The 18,092-nt window shown below is 73.8% G+C and carries 21 protein-coding genes; all 21 read left to right on the plus strand.

What is annotated here, in order from left to right; translation table 11 throughout:
* Positions 1-43: 43 nt before the first annotated feature.
* The 21 genes from IAG43_RS17210 (at position 44) to IAG43_RS17310 (ending at position 18,075) form a co-directional block, all read left to right on the plus strand.
* Entirely contained in the window at positions 44-1,615 is a 1,572-nt protein-coding gene (locus IAG43_RS17210; protein WP_187741611.1) for an acyl-CoA carboxylase subunit beta, read from the plus strand.
* Between the two features lie 283 nt (positions 1,616-1,898).
* A complete protein-coding gene (locus IAG43_RS17215) occupies positions 1,899-2,156 on the plus strand; it encodes an acyl carrier protein (protein ID WP_187741612.1) in 258 nt (85 codons plus the stop codon).
* A 69-nt stretch (positions 2,157-2,225) separates the two neighbouring features.
* Positions 2,226-3,467: a beta-ketoacyl-[acyl-carrier-protein] synthase family protein gene (locus tag IAG43_RS17220; protein ID WP_187741613.1), complete on the plus strand. Its 1,242-nt coding sequence runs from the start codon at positions 2,226-2,228 to the stop codon at positions 3,465-3,467.
* 14 nt (positions 3,468-3,481) lie between these two features.
* On the plus strand, positions 3,482-4,639 hold the full coding sequence (locus tag IAG43_RS17225; RefSeq protein WP_246574398.1) for a beta-ketoacyl synthase N-terminal-like domain-containing protein: 1,158 nt from the start codon (positions 3,482-3,484) through the stop codon (positions 4,637-4,639).
* The gene (locus IAG43_RS17230; RefSeq protein WP_187741614.1) at positions 4,636-5,673 is read left to right on the plus strand and encodes a beta-ketoacyl synthase N-terminal-like domain-containing protein; all 1,038 of its coding nucleotides are present in this window, start codon (positions 4,636-4,638) and stop codon (positions 5,671-5,673) included. The genes IAG43_RS17225 and IAG43_RS17230 overlap by 4 nt, the downstream gene beginning before the upstream one ends.
* A gap of 17 nt (positions 5,674-5,690) precedes the next feature.
* Positions 5,691-6,536, plus strand: a complete 846-nt coding sequence (locus IAG43_RS17235) for an alpha/beta fold hydrolase (RefSeq protein ID WP_187741615.1) — start codon at positions 5,691-5,693, stop codon at positions 6,534-6,536.
* Positions 6,536-7,546 (plus strand): acyl-CoA thioesterase family protein, encoded by a 1,011-nt coding sequence (locus IAG43_RS17240; RefSeq protein WP_187741616.1) that lies wholly within the window; start codon positions 6,536-6,538, stop codon positions 7,544-7,546. Before IAG43_RS17235 ends, IAG43_RS17240 begins: the two co-directional genes overlap by 1 nt.
* A 95-nt stretch (positions 7,547-7,641) precedes the next feature.
* On the plus strand, positions 7,642-8,826 hold the full coding sequence (locus tag IAG43_RS17245) for a beta-ketoacyl-[acyl-carrier-protein] synthase family protein (protein ID WP_187741617.1): 1,185 nt from the start codon (positions 7,642-7,644) through the stop codon (positions 8,824-8,826).
* On the plus strand, positions 8,823-9,893 hold the full coding sequence (locus IAG43_RS17250) for a beta-ketoacyl synthase N-terminal-like domain-containing protein (RefSeq protein ID WP_187741618.1): 1,071 nt from the start codon (positions 8,823-8,825) through the stop codon (positions 9,891-9,893). The genes IAG43_RS17245 and IAG43_RS17250 overlap by 4 nt, the downstream gene beginning before the upstream one ends.
* 223 nt (positions 9,894-10,116) lie before the next feature.
* Positions 10,117-10,911 carry an SDR family oxidoreductase gene (locus tag IAG43_RS17255; RefSeq protein ID WP_187741619.1) on the plus strand — a complete coding sequence of 265 codons (795 nt, stop codon included), beginning with the start codon at positions 10,117-10,119 and terminating at the stop codon, positions 10,909-10,911.
* Positions 10,911-11,843 (plus strand): alpha/beta hydrolase, encoded by a 933-nt coding sequence (locus tag IAG43_RS17260; protein ID WP_187741620.1) that lies wholly within the window; start codon positions 10,911-10,913, stop codon positions 11,841-11,843. Before IAG43_RS17255 ends, IAG43_RS17260 begins: the two co-directional genes overlap by 1 nt.
* Entirely contained in the window at positions 11,836-12,189 is a 354-nt protein-coding gene (locus tag IAG43_RS17265) for a DsrE family protein (protein WP_187741621.1), read from the plus strand. The genes IAG43_RS17260 and IAG43_RS17265 overlap by 8 nt, the downstream gene beginning before the upstream one ends.
* A gap of 1 nt (position 12,190) precedes the next feature.
* On the plus strand, positions 12,191-12,598 hold the full coding sequence (locus IAG43_RS17270; protein ID WP_187741622.1) for a hypothetical protein: 408 nt from the start codon (positions 12,191-12,193) through the stop codon (positions 12,596-12,598).
* A gap of 2 nt (positions 12,599-12,600) precedes the next feature.
* Positions 12,601-13,002 (plus strand): hypothetical protein, encoded by a 402-nt coding sequence (locus IAG43_RS17275; protein WP_187741623.1) that lies wholly within the window; start codon positions 12,601-12,603, stop codon positions 13,000-13,002.
* 80 nt (positions 13,003-13,082) lie between these two features.
* On the plus strand, positions 13,083-14,195 hold the full coding sequence (locus IAG43_RS17280; protein WP_187741624.1) for a beta-ketoacyl synthase N-terminal-like domain-containing protein: 1,113 nt from the start codon (positions 13,083-13,085) through the stop codon (positions 14,193-14,195).
* Positions 14,196-14,359: 164 nt separating this feature from the next.
* Positions 14,360-15,346, plus strand: coding sequence for an ACP S-malonyltransferase (locus tag IAG43_RS17285; RefSeq protein ID WP_187741625.1), 987 nt, complete (start codon positions 14,360-14,362; stop codon positions 15,344-15,346).
* Positions 15,347-15,434: 88 nt separating this feature from the next.
* Entirely contained in the window at positions 15,435-15,695 is a 261-nt protein-coding gene (locus IAG43_RS17290) for an acyl carrier protein (protein WP_187741626.1), read from the plus strand.
* A gap of 11 nt (positions 15,696-15,706) precedes the next feature.
* On the plus strand, positions 15,707-16,084 hold the full coding sequence (locus IAG43_RS17295) for a 3-hydroxyacyl-ACP dehydratase FabZ family protein (protein ID WP_246574400.1): 378 nt from the start codon (positions 15,707-15,709) through the stop codon (positions 16,082-16,084).
* Positions 16,081-16,587 (plus strand): 3-hydroxyacyl-ACP dehydratase FabZ family protein, encoded by a 507-nt coding sequence (locus tag IAG43_RS17300; RefSeq protein WP_187741628.1) that lies wholly within the window; start codon positions 16,081-16,083, stop codon positions 16,585-16,587. Before IAG43_RS17295 ends, IAG43_RS17300 begins: the two co-directional genes overlap by 4 nt.
* Positions 16,588-16,601: 14 nt before the next feature.
* Positions 16,602-17,342 (plus strand): 3-oxoacyl-[acyl-carrier-protein] reductase, encoded by a 741-nt coding sequence (fabG, locus tag IAG43_RS17305; RefSeq protein ID WP_187741629.1) that lies wholly within the window; start codon positions 16,602-16,604, stop codon positions 17,340-17,342.
* On the plus strand, positions 17,335-18,075 hold the full coding sequence (locus IAG43_RS17310) for a 2-hydroxychromene-2-carboxylate isomerase (RefSeq protein WP_187741630.1): 741 nt from the start codon (positions 17,335-17,337) through the stop codon (positions 18,073-18,075). Before fabG ends, IAG43_RS17310 begins: the two co-directional genes overlap by 8 nt.
* Positions 18,076-18,092 lie beyond the last annotated feature (17 nt).

The following is an 18,092-nucleotide window of genomic DNA, read 5'->3' on the forward strand; positions in this document are numbered from 1 at the left end:
TTGCGGGCCGCCCGAATTCGATCCGAACCCGGGGGAGAACGAGATGAATTCACCGCAGGCCGGCGGGTCCGGGAGCACCCGCCTGGCAGAACTGCTGGAGCTGCGTGACGAGGTCAGGAGAGGACCGGACGCGAAGGCCACCGAGGCGCAGCACGCGAAGGGCAAGCTGACCGCCCGGGAGCGGATCGGCCTGCTGCTCGACGAGGGCTCCTTCCACGAGGTCGAGCCGCTGCGCCGGCACCGGGCCACGGGGTTCGGGCTGGAGAACAGGAGGCCGTACACCGACGGGGTGGTCGTCGGGTGGGGCACGGTCCACGGCCGGCGGGTGTTCACCTACGCGCACGACTTCCGGATCTTCGGCGGCGCCCTCGGCGAGGCGCACGCGCAGAAGATCCACAAGATCATGGACATGGCGCTGGCGGCGGGCGCGCCCCTGGTGTCGCTCAACGACGGAGCCGGGGCCCGCATCCAGGAAGGCGTCACGGCGCTCGCCGGGTACGGCGGCATCTTCCGGCGCAACACCCGTGCCTCGGGGGTGATACCGCAGATCAGCGTGATGCTCGGCCCGTGCGCCGGCGGCGCCGCCTACTCGCCGGCGCTGACCGACTTCGTCTTCATGGTCCGCGGGACGTCGCAGATGTTCATCACGGGACCGGACGTGGTCCAGGCGGTGACCGGCGAGGAGATCTCCCAGGACGGGCTCGGGGGAGCGGACGTCCACTCGGCGGTCTCGGGGGTCTCGCACTTCGTCCACGACGACGAGGAGACCTGCCTGGAGGAGGTCCGCTACCTGCTCTCCCTGCTGCCGTCGAACAACCGCGAGCTGCCGCCCTGCCTGCCGGCCGGTGATCCGCCGGACCGCCGCTGCGACGTGCTGCGGGACCTGGTGCCGGCGGACGGCAACCGCCCGTACGACATGCGGCAGGTGATCGGGGAGGTGGTCGACGACGGCGAGTTCATGGAGGTCCACGAGCGCTGGGCGGCCAACGTGATCTGCGCGCTCGCCCGGATCGACGGCCATGTGGTGGGCCTCGTCGCCAACCAGCCGCAGTCCCTGGCGGGCGTCCTCGACATCCACGCCTCCGAGAAGGCGGCCCGCTTCGTCCAGCTCTGCGACGCCTTCGGCATCCCGCTGGTCACCCTGCTCGACGTGCCGGGCTTCCTGCCGGGCGTCGGCCAGGAGCACGACGGGATCATCCGGCACGGCGCCAAGCTGCTCTACGCGTACTGCAACGCCACCGTGCCGCGGATCCAGCTGATCCTGCGCAAGGCGTACGGAGGCGCGTACATCGTCATGGACTCCCGCTCGATCGGCGCGGACCTGTCCTACGCCTGGCCCACCAACGAGATCGCCGTGATGGGCGCGGAGGGTGCGGCGAACGTCATCTTCCGGCGCGAGATCGCCGCCTCGGACGACCCGGCCCGGACCCGCGCGCAGAAGATCAAGGAGTACCGGAGCGAGCTGATGCACCCCTACTACGCGGCAGAACGCGGCCTGGTCGACGACGTCATCGACCCGGCCGAGACCCGCGGGGTGCTGGCCGCGGCGCTCGGCGTGCTCCGTGCGAAGCACGCCGACCTGCCGGTCCGCAAGCACGGCAACCCGCCGATGTGACCCACCGGTCCGGGGGCCGGGCCCCCGCGCCGGTGCGGGGGCCCGGCACCCCCGCGCGGGTGCGGGGCCCGTGCGTTGCGCGGCCGGGGCATCAGCAAATTGCCACTCGAATTGCCCGGACGTGTATCCGCGCGGCGGCCTGGCAGCTAGTTGCACGAACGCTTGTCCGGGTGCCGGCGGGCCGAATAGCGTGATCAACAGCGCGGGAGATTCCGCGGATTCCCTCTTCGTCGACCCTTCCTTCTTCGTCGACCCTGCTGAAACAGAGAAAGTGAGGCCTGTCGTGGCTGCCACCATTGCTGAGCGCCAGGAGACCATCAAGGAAATCGTGTGCGACATCCTGGAGATCGACCCGGAGGAGGTGACGGGGACGAGCCTCTTCAAGGAGGACCACGACGCGGACTCGCTGCGCGCTATCGAGATCCTGGCCTCTCTGGAAAAGGAGTTCGGCGCCGTCATCAACCAGTCCGAGCTCGGCCGGATGGTCAATCTCGAAGGCGTCTACGACGTGGTGGCCGAGGCCGCCGGCTGGAAGCTCTGACGAGCCGCGCCGCGCCTGCGGACGAGTGACCTGAAGCGCGGCCCGGTGCCGCCAGATCTCGGGGTGAATATGTCTGACAAACCGGCAAACAGAGTGGTCATCACCGGGCTCGGTGCGGTGTCCAGCATCGGCCAGGGAGCAGTCGAGTTCCTGGCCGGGCTGCGCTCGGGGCGCAGCGCGGCGAAGCCGATCACCGCGTTCGACACCACAGGGTTCGAGCACGCCAACGGCTGCGAGATATCCGACTTCGAACCGACCGACTGGATCAGGAACTTCGACGTCGAGGAGCTGGGCCGGGCGAGCCAGTTCTCCGTGGCGGCCTCCCGGATGGCGGTCGCCGACGCCGCTCTGGCGGAGTCCGACCTCAGGGCGCACCGGTGCCTGATCTCGATCGGCACCACCGACGGCGAGTCGCGCGATCTGGACCAGCTGGTCGAGACGGAGGTCGAGGCCGGGCCCGAGCGGATGGACCCGACGGTCGCCGCCCGCATCCCGGCGGGCCGGCTCTCCGCAGCGGTGGCCCGTGAGCTCCGGCTCACCCGGGTCGAGGCGGTGACCCTGCCCACCGCGTGCGCGGCGGGCAACTACGCGATCGGCTACGGGTACGACGCGATCCGGTCCGGGGAGGTCGAGTTCGCCCTCTGCGGCGGCGCCGACGCCCTGTGCCGGAAGACCTTCACCGGCTTCTACCGGCTCGGCACCATCGCACCGGAGCGCTGCCAGCCCTTCGACGTCGACCGCAAGGGCATCCTCACCGGCGAGGGCGCCGGCGTGCTCCTCCTGGAGAGCCTGGAGTCGGCCCTCGCCCGCGGTGCGCACATCTACGCGGAGATCCTCGGCTACGGGCTCAACTGCGACGCGTACCACCCGGTCGCCCCGAACCAGGACAGCGTCGCCCGGTGCATGCAGCGGGCCCTCGACAACGCGGGGGTGAAGCCCGCGGAGGTGGACTTCATCTCCGCGCACGGCACCGGCACCAAGGCCAACGACGTCACCGAGGCGGGAGCCATCCGCCAGGTGTTCGGCGAGGAGCCGCCGCGGACCATCTCCATCAAGTCGATGATCGGGCACAGCATGGGCGCGGCCAGCGCCCTCGCCTCGATCGCCTGCGCACTGGCGATCGAGGAGGGGTTCATCCCGCCGACCATCAACCACGTCACGACGGACCCCGAGTGCAACGTCGACTGCGTGCCCAACGAGGCCGTCGACGCCGATCTGCGGGTCGTGCAGAACAACGGGCTCGCGTTCGGCGGCAACAACTCCGTCGTGATCTACGGCAAGTACGAGGCGAACGGGGCGGCGCGGCTGTGACGGATCGGGGCCCGGTGGCACCGGGCGCGCCGCACCCCGAGGTGATCGGGGTCGGCGCGGTCAACAGTGTGGGCGACGGCGCCGGCGCGGTCTTCGACGCCCTCTGCGCGGGCCGCGACGGCCGGGCGCCCCTGCGCGGCTTCGACCGCGGCAGGTTCCGGGCGCAGCACGCCTACGAGATCGACGACCGGCCCGCCGGGGGCCGGGACGTGCCGGGCCGGGCCACCCGCTGGCTCGTCCGGGCGATCGGGGAGGCGGCCCGCGACGCGGGCCTCGGCACGGACCTGGGCGACGTCCCGGTCCTGGTCGGCACCGGTCTGCGGGAACTGCGGTCGGCGGAGCTCGGCTGGCGGGACGGGGCCGCCTTCGACATCGCGGACCTGCACTTCGGCCCGGCGCTGCGGGAGCACTTCGGCGCGGTGCGCACGTACACCGTCTCCAACGCCTGCTCGGCGTCGCTGTACGCCCTGGCGATGGGCTGCGACCTGCTGGCCTCGGGAGAGGCGGAGCACGTCGTCGTCGCCGGCGTCGACACGCTCACCGAGAGCATGTACGGCCTCCTCGACCGGGTGCACATGGAGCCCCCGGACCGGGTCAGGCCGTTCGACCAGGACCGCAGGGGCGTCCTGATGGGCGACGGGGCCGCCGCGGTCGTCCTGCGGCGCGCAGGCGGCGGCGGGGGCGCGACGGTCCACGGACGGGTCCGCTCGGTGCACGTCAACTGCGACGCGTTCCACGTCACCGCGCCCGATCCCGGCGGGGTGGCCGAGGCCGTCCGCGGCGCGCACCGGCAGGCCGGCGTCGGGCCCGAGGACATCGACCTGGTGCTGCTGCACGGCACCGGGACGCTGCTGAACGACGAGGCCGAGGCCGGCGCGATCGCCGAGGTCTTCGGACCGCACACGGGCGGCCCGCTGATGACCGCGGTCAAGTCCATGACCGGGCACACGTCCGGCGGTTCGGGCCTGCTCGGCCTGATCGTCGCCCTGCGCTCGCTCGCCTCGGGGCGGGTGCCGCCGACGGTGGGGCTGGACAAGCCGATCGGCGAGGCGGACGGCTTCCGGTTCGTGCAGGGCTCCGAGGCCCGTGCCCGGATGTCGCTCGCGCAGGTGAACGCATTCGGATTCGGCGGCGTGAACGCGGTCGCCGTCGTGGAGAGGGCGGGCGAGTGAAGCCGTCGGGAATCCTGGTGACCGGCGTCGGGACGGCGCTGCCCGGCGTGGCCGGGCCCGCGGACCTGCTGCGGTCCGCGCCCACCGGCGCGGAGCCGCAGGTGGATCCCGCGGCGCTGCTCGGCAAGCGCGGCCTGCGGTACAAGGACCGGGCCTCCCAGCTCGCCCTGTGCGCCGCGCGGGACGGTCTGCGGGCGGCCGGTCTGCTGTCCGCCGACGGGTCCGGACTCACCGTGCCGGGAGCCTCGGTGGGGGTGGTGGCCAGCTCCAACCTGGGGAACCTGGACACCGTCTGCTCGGTGGCCGACGGCATCCGGGACCTCGGTGTCGACGGCATCAGCCCGATGGGGCTGCCGAACGCGTCCAGCAACGTCATCGCGTCCACCGTGGCGATCCGCTACGGCCTGCGCGGACCGAACCTGATGGTCTGCAACGGGGCGCCGTCCGGACTGGACGCGGTCTTCTGGGGAGCGGCCACCGTGGCCGCGGGCCGGGCCGACCGCGTGCTGGTGATCGGCGTCGAGACCGACAACCGCTACGTCCGCGGCCTGCTGGGCGATCCCCGGGGGCACCTCCTCGACGGAGCGGTCTCGCTGGTCCTGGAGCGTCCCGGAGCCGCGGCCGGACGGGGCGCCGGGGCCGTCGCCGTCCTCGGCAGGTCCACCCGGCAGGCGGGGGTCGCCCCCTGCCTGGAGCGGCTGGTGGACGGGGAGGACCCGGAGCCCGGGGTCTGGTTCGTCCCGGAGGGCTTCGGCGCGCAGGAGGCCCGGGGCGCCCGGACCGGCGGCGACGGCGACGGTGCGGTCCCGGACGGGGCGCCGCGCGTCGGTCTCACGGAGGTGCCGCGCGTCGATCTCACGGCGGTGTTCGGGCGGGCCTCCGGCGCCCTGGGGGTCCTCCAGTGCGCCGCGGCCGTCGGCTGGTTCGCCGGGGCCGGAGCGGGCTCGGACCGCCACGCCCTGGTGACCACGGGCGGCGACGCGGACGACGCCGTCGCCTCGTACCTGCTCATGCCGCCCGGGTCCGCCGCGTGAACGCCGCGGAACCGCCCGTGTCGGTGTCCCTGCGCCGCCCCGGCCGCGGGTCCGACCCGCTGCGGGTGCTGTTCCTGCACGGGCTGGCCGGCGGCGGGAACGTCTGGGACGACTACCTCGCCCGCGCCGCCGACCGCGGCCACGCGCTGTGGACGGCCGAGCTGCCGTGGCGGTCGGACGAGGTCGAGGACTGGGCCGTGCACTCGCCGGCCCACTGGACGGCCCGGGCCATGGCCCAGGTGCCGGGCGGACCCGACGTGGTGGTGGCGCACTCCTTCGGGGCCGGGGCGCTCCTCGCCCTGCTCGACGGGCAGGGCGTCGAGCCGGACGGGCTGGCGCCGGACGGCGTGGACGCGTTCACCTGGCACCGCCTGCGGGGCGTCGTCCTGGTGTCGCCGTTCTACCGGCCGCGTGCCGAGCAGTTCGACTGGGACGCGCTCGCCTACTACGTCAACGGGTTCGGCCGGATCCTCGAGGACGGGCTCCGGGTGCGTTCCGGCGGCCGCATCACCGGCGAGCTGCGCCGGGACATGGCGCTGAAGGTGCGCGAGCGCGTCGGGCCGTACGGCTGGACCAGCTTCTTCGACACCTACCTGCGCACGCCGTACCTGCGGACCGAGCGCCTGACCGGGCCCTGCCTGGTGATCGGAGGGGAGTCGGACTTCGCCGCCTTCCCCGCCGAGAGCGAGGCGCTGGGCGCGGCCCTGCCGGACGCCGCCGTGAAGATCCTCGGCGACTGCGGCCACTTCGCCATGGTCGAGCAGGCCGACGTGTTCGCCGACCTGACCGACAGCTTTCTTGATTCCGCCGCGTCCCGGCCCCGGCCGGGTGCGACCGACGAACGTGCGAGGGAGAACGACTGATGACCGTGACCGCAGAGGCCGTCAAGGCACTCGTGGAGACCGGGAGCACCGTACGGCTGCGGCCGCGGTACGAGGGCTCCAACATCAACACCTGGATCGGGTTCAAGCACGTCAACTACCTGGTCGAGGAGGCGGTCCTGGAGCACTTCCGGAACGCCGGCCTGGGGTCCCGGGACCTCTACGAGCAGCACGGCCTGGGACTCGACGTGGCCGGCCTCGACACCCGCATCCTGCACGCCTTCCACCAGGACGACGAGGCGCGGGCGGTGGTGGCGCCGGCGACGAAGGACGGCGACGGGCACCTGGGCTTCGCCGTCACCCTCTACGTCGAGCGGGGCGGCAAGGAGCTCAAGGCGGTCACCTCCAAGGTCCGGGTGGCGCTGCGGATCGACGGCTACCTGGCGCCGGCCGAGGTGCCCGAGGCCCTGGCCCGCTTCGCCGTCGCCCGGATCGGCGGCTTCGCGGAGCCGGGCGCGCACCACGGCACCGAGGTGACCGAGGCGGCCGCCGCCGCGCTCTCCGCGGGCCGGGGCACCACCGGGGACGACCCCGTCCTCGCCCAGCTCCTCGCCGGGGACAACGCCTTCGGCTGGAAGTGGCGCATCCCCTACCCGTACTGCCACTTCAACGAGCGCATCGCCATGTCGGGCTACCTCCGCCAGGTCGAGGAGGTCGTGGACCTGTTCCTCGCCGACCGGGGGATCTCGATCAAGACCCTGCTCGACGACCGCAAGTGGATCCCGGTGGTGCCGCGTTCGAGCGTGCAGATGCTCGGCGAGGCGCTGATGGAGGAGGACCTCTACACGGTGTTCACGGTCGAGGAGGTCTTCAAGGACCTCACCTACACGGCCCGCACCGACTTCTACGTCGTCCGCGACGGGCGCCTGGTGCAGACCGCCACCGGCCGGATCACCCACGGCTACGCGGTCTTCTCCGACCGCAGCGACTGGAGCCTCGTCCCCTTCGACGACCGCGTGCTGGAGGCGTTCGCCGGACGGCCCGCCGCCTGACGGCAGAGCGCCGACCGGGGCGCCACGGTCCGCCGCCCGCCGGCGGCGGACCGGTGGACCGCCCCGCCCGAACCCGCACCCCTGAGAGGGACCCGATGAACGACGTGCTGATCACCGGACTGGGTGTGATCTCCCACCTGGGCAACGGTGTCGATGCCTTCTGGGCAGGCCTGACCGCGGCGAAGAGCACCCCTTCGCGGGTCCCCGACCCGAACGCGCGCATGGACCTGCCGCTGATGTACGCGGTGCCCGAGTCCGCGCTGCCCCCGCTGCCCGACGGGTTCGGCGGCCGGCCCCTCGGCGGCGCCTCGCGGCTCGCCGTCGAGGCCGCCCGCCAGGCGGTGACCGACGCCGGCCTCGGCGGGGTCGCCCCGGAGCGGATCGCGGTCGTGATCGGCACCGGGATGGGCGACTCGGGGCTGCACGAGGAGTGGCGGGCCGAGGGCGGGACCCGGGAGGGCGACTGGTCGCCGGTCTTCTCGGTGGCGTCGGAGGTCGGCGCCTGGTTCGGCGCCGAAGGCGCCAACACCAGCGTCAGCAACGCCTGCGCGGCCAGCGGCTTCGGTCTCTCCCTCGCCGTCGACCTGATCCGCTCGGGCGAGGCGGACGTGGTCGTCGCGGGCGGCGCCGAGGCGTACTCGCGGGTGGCCCTGGCCTGCTTCAACCGGCTCGGGGCGATCGACCCGGAGCGGTGCCGCCCCTTCGACCTGCACCGCAGGGGCACCCTCTTCGGCGAGGGCGCCGGGATCATGGTCCTGGAGTCGGCCGCGCACGCCCGGGCGCGCAACGCGCCCCAGGCGTACGCCCGGGTGGCCGGAGCGGGCTGGAGCTGCGACGCCCACCACGCGACGGCGCCGGAGCCGGGCGGGACACAGATCGCCCGCGCGATGCGCCGGGCCCTGGCCGAGGCCGGGGCCGGCCACGACGACATCGGCTGCGTCGTGCCGCACGGCACCGGCACCGAACTCAACGACACCGTGGAGAGCCGGGTGCTCGGCGAGGTGCTCGGCGCCGGACCGGACCGGATCCCCCTCTACAGCCTGAAGGCGCTGCTGGGCCACACCGGCGGTGCCGCCGCCTCGCTCGCCACGGTGGCCGCGGCGCAGATCCTCCACCGGCGGACCGTGCCGCCCAACGCCCCGCTGACCGAGCAGGACCCGGAGTGCAAGGTGTTCCTGCCCGGCCGGTCCATGGCGCCGACCGGGAAGTACGCCCTGGTCAACGCCTATGCCTTCGGCGGCAACAACGTGTCCCTCGTACTGCAGGAGGCCGGGGTATGACCACCGCTTCGCACGTCCCGGCACCCGCCGGGCAGGACCTGATCGTGTCGGGGATCGGGGTGGTCACCCCCTGGTCGGACACTCCGGCGACGGCTGTGCGGGCCGCGCGGCCGGCCGTGTCCGGGGGCTGGTTCGACCACCGCGAGCGGCTCGGGCGCCGCGGCTACAAGTACCTGCCGTCCGCCACGCAGTACTTCCTGGCGGCGACCAAGCAGGCCATCGCGGACACCGGCCTCCCCCTTGACGGCGCCGACGGCGCCGACGACGCCGACCGCGCGGCCGGCGCGGGGGCGGCCGGGGGCGCCCGCCTCGCGGCCGAGGAGCGGCGCGGCGCGGCGGTCGGCACGAACAGCGCCGCCGCGGCCCTGCACGACGAGATGGACCGGACGGTGCTGGCGGAGGGCGCGGACGCGCTCAGCCCGGCCACCGCGCCGTACTTCTCGATCAACCTCTTCGGCAGCAGGTTGGCCACCGAGCACGCGCTCAAGGGGTTCAACCTCACCCTGACCTCGCCGCGCACGGCCGGACTGGAGGCGCTGGAGTCCGGAGCCCGGTCGGTGCGGCTCGGCCGCGCCTCGTGGCTGCTGGCGGGTGCGACCGAGGAGGCGCTGCCCGGGACACAGGCCGGCGCCGACCTGTCCGAGCGGGGGGCCGTGGCCCTGGTCCTCGAACCGACCGAGCGTGTCCGGGCGCGCGAGGGACGGGGATACGGGCACTGCCGGGTGCGCAGCTTCTTCCTCCCGCCCCGCACCGCGGCCGGGCCCCGGGGTGCGGACCGCGTCCGGGAGAGGATCGGCGCGGCACTGGCCTCGATGTGCGCCGGGCCGGTGCCGGAGCACCGGGTGATCGCGGTGGTGGACGAGTCCCCGGTGGCGACGGCCGTCGCCACCGCGCTGGGCCCGGCGGCGAGCCTGGTCCGGGCGGGCGCCGGCTCCCTCGAACCGCTGCTCCAGGTGGCCGGGGCGCTGGCCGGCCTGACCGGCCCCGTGGCGGTGGTCACGGCGGCCCGCGAGGGGAACCTCGCCGTTGCCCTGCTCACCCCGCCGGAGTGCCCCCGCCGCGGCTGAGCCGCGGCCCGGGCCGCACCACCGGTCCGGGACCGGCCGCCACGGTGCGGCACTCCGGACCGGCCGCCACCGTGCGGTCACCCCGGACCGGCCGGCGCGGGTGTGCACGCCCCGGACCGGCCACCCCGCGCGAACACCCCTGACCGGACCGGCCGTTCGAGCGCCCCGGACCGGCCGACACCGTTCGAGTACGAGGAAAGTCCGAGCACGAGGAAAGAGAGCGATGACGACGTCACTTGAAGGCACCTGGAACCTGATCCTCGGCGCCTCCAGCGGGATCGGCCTGGCCAACGCCAGGGCACTGGCGGCGGAGGGCGCCAACATCCTGGGCGTGCACTTCGACATGGCCGAGGGCCGGGAGAAGGCCGAGGTCACCGTCGAGGAACTGCGCTCGGCGGGCGTGTCCGCGCACTTCTTCAACGCGAACGCCGCCAGCGCCCGCACCCGGACCGAACTCGTGCCCCAGTTCGCGGAGCTGACCGGCGGGCGCCCCCTCAGGGTGCTGCTGCACTCGCTCGCGTTCGGCACCCTGGTCCCCTACCTGCCGGCCGACGGCGGACCCGCCCTCACCCAGCGCCAGATGGACATGACGCTCAACGTGATGGCGCACTCCCTCGTCTACTGGACCCAGGACCTGCACGCCGCGGGACTGATCGGCGAGGGCTCCAAGATCTACGCGATGACCAGCGCGGGGGACCAGAAGGTCACCGCGAACTACGGGGCCGTCTCCGCCGCCAAGTGCGCCCTGGAGTCGCACGTCCGCCAGCTGGCCCTGGAGCTGGCCCCGAGCGGGGTCGCGGTCAACGCGCTGCGGGCGGGCGTGACCCTCACCCCCTCGCTGGAGAAGATCCCCGAGCACGGTCCGCTGGTCGAACTCGCCGCCCGCAACAACCCCCACGGCCGGCTGACCACGGCGGAGGACGTCGCCGAGGCGCTCGTCACGATGGCGCGCAGCACCTCCTCGTGGCTCACCGGGAACATCATCGGCGTCGACGGCGGAGAGGCGCTGACCACCTGATGCGTGCCACCCTCTCCGCGTGGAAGGCCGCGGCCGCCGCGGTCCCCCTGGCGGCCCGGCACGCGTACGAGCTCTACCACCCCCCGCAGGCGAAGCCCGGCCGCACACCGCTGAGCAAGGGACTGCCGCTGCGCGGACTGAGGCTCACCACGAGCCGGGACGCGATACCCCTGAGCGGCTGGGTGGTGCCCGGCGCCGGACCGCACACCGTGGTGGTCTGCCACGGCATGGGCCGCACCATGTCCAGCACGCTCGGGCACATCGAGATGCTGCACCGGGCCGGCTGGCACGTCGTCGCGTACGACCTGCGCAACCACGGCGACAGCGGCCGGGACCGGGCCTTCGGGAGCATGGCGGACCGGTACACCGGCGACCTGGCCGACGTGCTCCGGTGGGTCCGGGCCGACCCCGAACTGGGCGGCGGCGAGATCGCGTTGTACGCCTTCTCGTTCTCCACCTGGGTGGCGCTGAGCGTCCTGGCGCGGCTCGACCGGCCGGCGGCGGCGCTGGTGTGCGACAGCGGGCCGATGTTCGACATCGGGGCGGGGCTCCAGCACTTCGCCCGGGTGCGCAGGCCGGCGCTTCCCGCGGCGCAGCGCGAGGGCGCCGGGCACGCCGTCTACCGCTCGTGCTTCGGCGCGCTGTGCCGGCGGATGCTCGCGGTGCGGAACTGGCCGCCGGACCTCTCCGGCACGCCGACGCGGCTGATGTTCGTCGCGGGAGGCCAGGACCCGCTCGTCCCCGAGTCGCAGATCGCGCCGGTCGCGGACCGCTATCCGCGGGCGGAGCGCTGGACCGCGCCCAACGCCCTGCACATGAGCGCTCTGCGGTTCGACCGCGAGGAGTACGAAGAGCGTGTCCTCGCCTTTCTGACCGGGGCGTTCGCCGCCCACCCGACCACAGCGCACAGCGAGGCCGCCACGGATGGATGAGTACCTGCTGATCGAGTCCCAGGGTCCCTGGGGCGGCCCCGGGGCCGAGCGGTTCGTCGACGACGCCGTCCGGTTGCGGGCGGCCGGGCACGACGTCGTGCTCCTCCTGATCGAGAACGGGGTCACGGCCGCCCTCGCGGGCGCCGGGCCCACGGGCCCGGCGGACGCACCGGGCCGCGGCCTGCGCGGTCTCCTGGACGGCGGCGGCCGCGTCTGGGCCGACGCCTTCTCGCTGACCCACCGGGCGCTGGTCCCCGATCAGCTCCTGCCCGGCGTCGTGCCGGTGGAGATGGACGAGGTGGCCGCCCGGCTGCTCGCCCCCGGCACCCGGGGGGTGTGGCACTGACATGGCCAGGAGCCTGCCCCGCGCCGACGTGCTGCTCGCCCTCATGGGCACCCCGCACATCAGCGACATGGTCACCAGCGCCGTCCGCCTCGCGCAGGCGCTGCTGGAGCGCGGCGCCACCGTGCACATCTGGACCTGCGGCCACGCCACCGGTCTCACCAGGCAGTCCCTCGGTGAGCACAAGCCGCGCAACATCGTGAGCTGGTCGCAGGACTACCCGACGAGCGCGACGCTCGCCAAGGACCTCCTCGACGCCTTCCCCGACCGCCTCACCTGGTACTCCTGCCGCTTCTGCACCCAGGAGCGGGGCTCCGAACCGCACATCCCGCAGATCACCGTGCGCCCGCCGTTCACCTTCGACGCGCACCTGGAAGCGGCCGACAAGACCTTGTTCCTGGGGGTGTTCTGACCATGGGGGACCACCAGGGGCGCAGGCGGCTGCTGATCGTCGAACGCGCCTACCGGGGCGCGCTGGAGACCCAGTTCGCCGACGTGCTGTACCTCGCCCGGGAGCTGAACCGGCAGCAGAACGGCGCGGACGTCCTGCTGCGCGGACTCGCGGTCACCTGCGCGGCCGCCGACACCCGTCCGGCACCGTCGCTCGTCGTCGGCCGGCGCACGCTCGACACCCTGCCCGACCCGCGGGACTCGGTGCGGAGCCTGCTGGAGAACGGCGCCACGGTCTGGGCCGAGGAGGCGGACCTGGCCCTCTTCGAGACCGGCCCCCACTGGCTGCAGCCCGGGGTGCGCCGGGCGGGCGGCGCCGATCCGCTGCCGGACTGGTCCGCCTACCGGGGCGTCCACTTCCTGTGACCGGACCTCCCGCGACCGGCGGCGCCGCACCGCGCCGATTCCCGCCCCCCGAACCCGATGCGAGCGAAGGAACCCGACACATGCACACCTCCACCGCCGTGCGCGGCCCGCTCATCTCCGCCTGGTCGGTCGTCTCCCCCTTCGGCCTGGACGCCGCCGACTTCACCGCCGGCCTCGCCGGCGGCCGGCCGGCCGCCGTGACGCTCGACGGCGACGACTGGCGGGTGCCGGTCGAGAACGCCTGCCTGGTGCCGGGGTTCAGCAACCGGGAGATCCTCGGCCGCAAGGGCACCCGCTCCATGGACCGGGTCACCGGACTGGCGGTGGCCGCCGTCGGCCGCCTGCTCCAGGACGCCGAGGGCGGACGCATCCCCGGGGTGGCCGACGACGCGGCCCTGGTGCTCGGCACCAACACCGGCAGCGCCCAGAGCATCATGGACTTCACCCGGGACTCGCTCGTGCAGGAGAAGCCCTTCTTCGTCGACCCGATGCGCTTCCCGAACACGGTGATGAACTGCGCGGCCGGCCAGTCCGCCATCTGGCACCAGCTCAAGGGCCCCAACACGACCATTGCGGGCGGCCGCGCCACCGGTCTGCTCGCCCTCAACTACGCGCTGCGCCTCCAGAAGTCCGGCCACGCCGAGACCGTGCTGTTCGGCGCGGTGGAGGAGTTCTCCGCGGCACGGGCGTGGCTGGAGTGGCACACCTGGGGCGGCGAGGCGGGGACCGCCGACGCCGTCCTCGGCGAGGGGGCCGCGGTGCTGCTGCTGGAGTCGGGGGAGGCGTCCGAGGCGCACGGGCGCGGCGGGCTCGCCGAGGTGCTCGGCCTGGAGTTCGGCGTCCACCACGGCCCGGAGTCGGAGGCCGGGGTGCTCGCCGACTGCGTGCGCACGCTCCTGGAGCGGACCGGCGTCCGGCCCGAGGAGGTGCGGCACCACGCGGACTCCCACGCCGCGGGGGAGCGTGCGGCGGCCGAACGGGCTTCCCTGGAGGCGGTGTTCGGGGCGTCGGGGCCGGAGCGCGTGCCCTGCGCCGAGCTGATCGGCGACACGGCCGCGGCCGCCGCCGCCTTCCAGATCGCCGCCGTGCTCGCCCTCGCCGAGGACCGCGGCGACGTCCGGGGGCAGGTCGCGCTGATCACCTCCGTGGACCGCGACGGCGTGGTCGGCTGCGCACTGCTCCGCCTGTGCTGACCCGCACGGACGGGACCACCGCGGACGGGACCACCGCGGACGGGACCACCGCGGACAGGGCCACTGCGTACAGGACCACCGCGGACAGGGCCACTGCGCACGGGACCACCGCGTACACAACCACCGAGGACGGGACCACGGAGCACGAGAGGACGGAGGACCGGATGACCGACGACACGACCGACGACACGACGGCGGCGGCGGGGGACGGCACCGCCCCCGGGGCCGGCACCACGGCGCTGCTCTTTCCCGGCCAGGGCACCCAGCAGCAGGGCATGGGCGAGCCGTGGCGCGACACCGCCGCGTGGTCGCTGGTGCCCGAGCTGTCCGAGCTGACCGGCGCCGACGTCGAGGAGCTGCTGCTCAAGGCCGACGACGAGACGCTGCGCCGCACCGACCTGGCCCAGATCGCCGTCTTCGCCGTCTCCCTCATGGCGTACGAGGAGGCCGTACGGATCGGACTGGCCGGACGGAACGCCGTGTGCGCCGGGCACAGTCTGGGCGAGTACACCGCACTGGTCGCCGCGGGCGCGCTGACCTACCGGGACGCGGCGAGGCTCGTCGCCGCCCGCGGGAGCGCGATGCGCGACGCGGCCGGCGAGCGGGACGGCACCATGGCGGTCCTGGTCGGCGTCGAGGAGGAGGCCGTCGCGAGCGCCGCGGAGGAGGCACGGGCGGCGGGTGACCCGGTGTGGGTCGCCAACCTCAACTGCCCGGGCCAGGTGGTGGTCGCGGGCACCGGGGCGGGGATCGAGCACGCGGCCCGCCTGCTGCAGGCGCCCGGGGTGAAGCTCATCTCCATCCGGGTCGGCGGGGCGTTCCACAGCCCGCTGATGGCGCCGGCCGCCGAACGGCTCGAACAGGCGCTGGCCTCCGTGGAGTTCGCCGACACCCCGGGCCGGGTCGTGGCGAACGTGGACGCCGCCGCGCACTCCGGCGCCGCCGACTGGCCGGGGCTCCTCGCCCGGCAGCTGGTGAGCCCCGTCCAGTGGGAGCGCAGCGTCGGCACGCTGCTGGGGCCGCTCGGGTGCCGCCGCCTGGTGGAGATCGGCCCCGGCAAGACCCTGACCGGCATGGTCCGCCGGATCAGCAAGGAGACCGAGAGGGTCACGTTCAACGCGCCGGACGCGGTGGGCGACCCGCGCGGCTGACCACCGCACGATCCGCACGATCCCCGCGTACGGCCCCTCCGTACGCGCTCGGTGAAGCAATCGACGTACACGACGACAGGAGAAGCACATGTCCGACACCACGGCTGCCGTACTCGAGAAGGAAGACCTGCGCCGGACGGTCGCCGACGTCCTCGACGTCGAGGAGGCCGAACTGACCGACGAGGCGCACTTCGTCGACGACCTCGGGGTCGACTCCCTGATGGCCCTGGAGGTCATGGTGGTCCTGGAGAAGAAGTACGCGGTCAAGCTCGACGAGTCGGAGCTGAAGGAGGTCGTCTGCCTCCAGAAGGCGTACGACCTGCTGGACGCCAAGCTGCGGGCCGCCTGATGCCCGCTCCGGTGGCGACACCCGTCCAGAACCTGCCCCGGGTCCTCGACGCCGGGCCCGGCCGGGTCACCACGCGGGTGCAGGTCGCGCCGGGCGAGCGGGTCTTCCCCGGCCACTACCCGGGCTTCCCGATCTTCCCGGGCGTCTGCGTGGTCGAGCACGTGCACCTCAGCGCGCTGGCCGCGCCGCCGGAGCCGGGCCTCGTGCTCCGTCTGGCGGCCATCGAGTCGACGCGGTTCCTGAGCCCCGTGTTCCCCGGCGACGAACTCGACATCGAGCTGACCTGGGAGCGCAGGGAGGAGGGCTGGCGCTGCAAGGGCGTCGCCCGCACCGGCCGCGGCCGGGCGGCGGCCGTCCGGCTGCGCTTCACGGAGAGGAGCGAGGGGTGATCGGGATCGACGGGATCAAACGGATACTGCCCCACCGCTACCCGATGCTGCTGGTCGACCGCGTGGACGAGCTCACTCCGGCGGAGGGGCTCGTCGCCCGGAAGGCGGTCACCGCCAACGAACCCTGGTACCAGGACGTCCCGGCCGGCGCGGACGCGGAGCAGCACGCCTTTCCGCCGGTGCTGCTCGTCGAGTCCTGGTGCCAGGCGGCAGGTGTGCTGGCCGCCTGGGACGAGCCGAACCCGGACGTGCTCGCGGGCCGGGTGATGCTCTTCGGCGGCATCGCGGATGTGGAGTTCGGGCGGCCGGTGCTGCCCGGCGACGTGGTCGAGCACCGCGTCCGCCTGGTCAGGGCACTCAGCGACACGGTGATCTTCGAGGGCGAGGCGCTGGTGGACGGCGAGGCGGTGATGCGGGTCGGCCGGGTGGTCATGGCGCTGCGCCCCGCCGAGGAGCTCACCGGCGCCGCGCCCGCGGCGCCCGCTGTCGACGCGACGACGTGAGGAACGGATTTTCGATGTCGGAGACAACACGCAAGACGGCCCTCGTCACCGGGGGTTCCCGGGGCATCGGCCGGGCCACCGTGCTGCGCCTCGCGCGGGACGGCCACGACGTGGCGTTCTGCTACCGGTCGCGGCCGGACCTGGCGCAGGAGCTGGAGAAGGAGGTGTCCGAACTCGGCGTCCGGGTCTGGAGCAGCCGGACCGACGTCACCTCGGGCGACGCGGTGCGCGAGCTCGTCGCCTCCGCCGAGGACCGGCTGGGCGGGATCGACGTCGTCGTGACCTCCGCCGGCATCGTCCGCGACCAGCCCCTGCTGCTCATGGCGGACGAGGACTGGCACCAGGTCCTCGACACCAACCTCGACGGCACCTACCACGTGTGCCGCTCGGTGATCTTCGAGATGATGAAGCGCAAGTCCGGCTGCATCGTGAACATCTCCTCGATCGCCGGTGTCCACGGCAACCCGACGCAGAGCAACTACTCCGCGTCCAAGGCCGGCATCATCGGCTTCACCAAGGCGCTGGCGAAGGAAGTGGGCCAGTACGGCATCCGCGCCAACGTCGTGGCCCCCGGCTTCATCGAGACCGACATGACGGCCGGGCTCTCCGACAAGGTGCGGGAGCAGGCCGTGCGGAGTGTCCCGCTCCGCCGCCTCGGACGGCCGGAGGAGGTCGCGGACCTGGTGTCGTTCCTGGTCGGCGCGGAGTACGTGACCGGGTCCGTGTTCCAGGTCGACGGAGGTCTCGTTGTCTGAGCGCACCGGGGCGGAGCGCGGACGTTCCTCCGCGCCGCCCCGGTTCTACTTCTCCCTGCGCAGCCCGTACTCCTGGCTCGCCTACCGCGATCTCATCGACGGGTACCCGGGGCTCGCCGACCGGCTGGAGTGGCGTCCGTTCTTCGAACCGGACGAGCGCAGCGCCAAGGCCCTGGCCCAGGCGGGCGGCAGCTTCAGCTATGTGGCCATGTCACGGGCGAAGCACCTGTACATCCTCCAGGACGTCCGCCGGCTGACGCGGGAGCGCGGCCTGCGGATGACCTGGCCGGTCGACCGCGACCCCGTCTGGGAGGTGCCGCACCTGGCGTACCTGGCGGCCGCCGACGAGGGCCGGGGGCGGGAGTTCGTCGACCGCGCCCACCGGGCCCGCTGGCAGGAGGGGCGGGACATCTGCGACCGCGCCGTCATCGGCGAACTGGCCCGTGAACTGGACCTGGACGCCGCCCGTCTGGCCTCCGCGGCGGACGATCCCGAACTCCGCGCCCGGGGCGTGGAAGCGCTGCTCGCGGTGGACCGGGACGGGGTCTTCGGGGTGCCGTTCTTCGTCGACCGCTACGACAAGTTCTGGGGGACGGACCGGCTCGCCGCCTTCGCCGACGCGGTGGCGGCCCGGACGGCCAGGGCCGGGACGCGGTCCGAGCGGACCGCCGCCCCGCTCACCGGGCAGGCCCCGCCGGGAGGCGACGGCGGCCATGCCGGGGGCTGTGGATAACCACCGGCCGCCGGGAC

The organism is Streptomyces genisteinicus (assembly GCF_014489615.1).
Taxonomy (GTDB): Bacteria; Actinomycetota; Actinomycetes; order Streptomycetales; family Streptomycetaceae; genus Streptomyces; species Streptomyces genisteinicus.